The 1,025-nt window shown below is 75.9% G+C and carries 2 protein-coding genes; both read left to right on the forward strand.

Annotated features, from left to right (window positions below; translation table 11 throughout):
- A partial coding sequence (locus tag D183_RS24995) for a helix-turn-helix transcriptional regulator (protein WP_017909899.1) occupies positions 1–733 on the forward strand: 733 nt, incomplete at its 5' end.
- A 99-nt stretch (positions 734–832) separates the two neighbouring features.
- A partial coding sequence (locus D183_RS0116055; RefSeq protein ID WP_026144542.1) for a DUF4124 domain-containing protein occupies positions 833–1,025 on the forward strand: 193 nt, incomplete at its 3' end.

Below are 1,025 nucleotides of genomic sequence, written 5' to 3' on the forward strand. Positions count from 1 at the left end.
GGTCGCGGTGGCGCTGCGCGCGGCCTGCGCCAGCATGGCCGGCCTGGAGGACACCGCGGTGCGGGTGCTGGCCAAGCTCGAACCGCTGCTGCCGACGCGGGTGCGCCAGCGCGCCGAGGCCTTGCAGGGCGCGACCCTGGCGCTGGGCCAGGACCCGCTGCGGCCGGACACGCGGGTGCTGATCGGGGTCGCCAGCGCCTGCCGCGACCGGCGCCTGCTCGGCTTCGCCTACCGCGACCATTCCGGGCGCGCCAGCGAGCGGCTGGTCGAGCCCCTGCGCCTGGTCAACGCCGGCCGCCGCTGGTACCTGCTGGCCTGGGACCGCGATCGTGCCGACTGGCGCACCTTCCGCGCCGAACGCATCGCGCCGCCCCTGCAGCTCGGCGCGGCGGTGGCGTTGCGCCTGCCGCCGCAGGAACCGGCGGCCATGGTCGACGCGGCGATCCGCTACAGCCCGCAGGCGATGGGTTTCGCCCTCAGTGTGCGGCTGCGTGGCAGCGCCGCCGAGCTGGGGGCGCGCATTCCACTGTGGTGCGGCACCCTGCGGGACGAGGCCGACGGCCACTGCCGGCTGTCGCTGCTGGCCGACGCGGTGCCGTGGCTGGCGGCGCAATTGCTGACCATCGGCGTGCCGTTCGCAGGTCTGGAGGCCACGGCCGAGGTGCGGACGGCGCTGCGCGGGGTGCTGAACGCGTTGCTGGAGCAGGTGCCGGAGCCGGCACCGGTGGAGTAGGTGATACGGACGGGGAGGGCGCACTGGCCGCCCGGCGCTGCTCCGGCCCCGGGCGGTGCGGACTTGGCAAGCGGCGGGGAAGTTGGGACACTCGCCGCCATGAAGGGGATGCTGTGGCTCCTGGGGCTGGGACTCGCCACGTTGACGGCTGCGCCGGCCAGCGCCGGCACCCTGTACAAGTGCACCGGCAACGACGGCGTGCCCAGCTACGGCAGCAAGCGCGTGTCCGGCGCCAGCTGCAGCGTGATCGGCCGCTACACCCCCGACCGCCGCGCCGCGCGGGCCGCCCCGG

Source organism: Xanthomonas sp. SHU 199 (genome assembly GCF_000364665.1).
Classification (GTDB): Bacteria; Pseudomonadota; Gammaproteobacteria; order Xanthomonadales; family Xanthomonadaceae; genus Xanthomonas_A; species Xanthomonas_A sontii.